Below are 1662 nucleotides of genomic sequence, written 5' to 3'. Positions count from 1 at the left end.
CTGTTCAAGAGTGATTCGCAACGCGTGGCATTTTCACTATGCGTTGGTTTTAGTGATTAAGGTGGTATGCGGGAGCTTCAGTATTGCGTTGCTCACACCTTAACAGGGCGTTATGTGAACAGAGTGGAATAAGCTATGGAATACAAAGTCGTTAAAGAATATCAAGATGCTCCAGAATCGCCTATTCGAATAGTTCTAGGCGAAAAATTGCAGTTTGTAGAGGAGTCTAATCCAGAAGGTGACTGGGCAAACTGGATTTTCTGCCGAGGGGAAAATAAAGAAGGCTGGGTTCCTAAACAAATACTAGCTATCGACAATGGCGAGGTAACTGCACTTGAGGATTATTTTGCCAAGGAGCATCGTTTGGCTATCGGTGAAATTCTAGTAAAAGAACATGAATTAAACGGCTGGATCTGGAGTAGTAAATTAGGTAGCCCGAAAGAGTTGGCATGGGCTCCTTTAAATCATTTGTGCGCTGTGTAAATTCACATAACAAAGCATTTAAGAGTGATTCGCAACGCTTGGCAGTTTCGCTTCGCTCAAGTATAGCCAAGCGTCGCTCACACCTTAATGCGGCGTTATGTGAATAGGAGATTCCAATGGACAAGGTAGTCAAAGATCGGTTCGATGAGTATCCGGAAAATGCTCGTGTTAGGTTAGAAGAGCTGCGAAATTTAGTCTTTCAAGTCGCATCTGAGTTGGAACTGGGTGAAGTCGATGAAACTCTAAAATGGGATGAGCCAAGCTACAGTGTAAAAACGGGTAGTCCGTTAAGAATGGACTGGAAACTCAAGTCTCCTAACAATTATTACCTTTTCTTTAATTGCCAAACCAAGCTCGTCGATACATTCCGGGAATTGTATGGTGAAGAACTGGTGTTTCAGGGAAATAGAGCAATTGTTCTGTCCTTATCGAAACCGATACCAGAAACGGCCATCAAGTCCTGTCTAGAGTTAGCTTTAACCTATCATCAGCGTAAAAATCTGCCTCTTTTGGGTGTGTGAAAAATTCACATAACAAACAATTTAAGAGGGATTCCCCACGCTTGGCATTTTTGGTTTGGGTCAAGTTTAGTGATTACGGTGTCCAAATTGAGTGTTGTGGTAGCGTGGCTCACCCCTTAATTGGGCGTTAAATACCTAAATAAACGAGGATAAAGCGCTATGTATGAGTGCTTTATCCTACAGTTTACACTTTATTGTTTTTTATAGCCTCGATAAGCTCTTTTCTTCCGTTGTCGGTAGTTTTTATTACTTTACTGCTGTGTTCGAGTATCATTAACATTACAGCTTCTCTTGATTTTCTGCCATTCTTCATCACTTCTTCAATGATGCGGTCCGTAAGTTCATACGGAAGAAATACATCTGCCATCTTTTCTGTTGTAGCTTCAATTTTAGCTCTGGTTTGTTTATCAATAGTGCTCATTTTTGTTACTCTCGATTGCATGAGAACTATTCATATCACCAAAAATATACATTGTAAACAAAGGGTTAAAAGATTTGCGATGTAGTAGGTAGAGGCTTTTTATATTGGCGTCTGGTTATGGCATTTAACAAACTGTTTAAGAGTGATTCGCAACGCGTGGCATTTTCACCGTGCGTTGGTTTAAGTGATTAAGGTGGTATGCGGCAGCATCGGTATTGCGTTGCTCACACCTTAACA

The 1662-nt window shown here is 41.0% G+C and carries 3 protein-coding genes; 2 read left to right on the top strand and 1 reads right to left on the bottom strand.

Features of this window, described 5'->3' with window-relative positions; genetic code table 11:
- Positions 1 to 135 precede the first annotated feature (135 nt).
- Together NB463_RS19960 and NB463_RS19955 are read left to right on the top strand one after the other, a co-directional pair.
- Positions 136 to 483 (top strand): SH3 domain-containing protein, encoded by a 348-nt coding sequence (locus NB463_RS19960; RefSeq protein ID WP_140352500.1) that lies wholly within the window; start codon positions 136 to 138, stop codon positions 481 to 483.
- 116 nt (positions 484 to 599) lie between these two features.
- Complete coding sequence (locus tag NB463_RS19955; RefSeq protein ID WP_258430566.1) at positions 600 to 1004, top strand: DUF1801 domain-containing protein; 405 nt, start codon at positions 600 to 602, stop codon at positions 1002 to 1004.
- A 184-nt stretch (positions 1005 to 1188) separates the two neighbouring features.
- Here NB463_RS19955 and NB463_RS19950 read toward each other — a convergent pair whose 3' ends face one another.
- Complete coding sequence (locus NB463_RS19950) at positions 1189 to 1425, bottom strand: hypothetical protein (RefSeq protein ID WP_203508010.1); 237 nt, start codon at positions 1423 to 1425, stop codon at positions 1189 to 1191.
- Positions 1426 to 1662: the final 237 nt, after the last annotated feature.

This window comes from Vibrio sp. RM-41-2B (assembly GCF_024744415.1).
In the GTDB taxonomy this organism is placed as follows: Bacteria; Pseudomonadota; Gammaproteobacteria; order Enterobacterales; family Vibrionaceae; genus Vibrio; species Vibrio diabolicus.
The sequence above is the reverse complement of the archived record's forward strand: the minus strand, read 5'-3'. Positions and strand labels throughout refer to the sequence as shown.

Coding starts and splice junctions, on each gene's coding strand:
- NB463_RS19955 (WP_258430566.1), top strand. CDS start 600: ATGGACAAGGTAGTCAAAGATCGGTTCGATGAGTATCCGGAAAATGCT.
- NB463_RS19950 (WP_203508010.1), bottom strand. CDS start 1,425: ATGAGCACTATTGATAAACAAACCAGAGCTAAAATTGAAGCTACAACA.
- NB463_RS19960 (WP_140352500.1), top strand. CDS start 136: ATGGAATACAAAGTCGTTAAAGAATATCAAGATGCTCCAGAATCGCCT.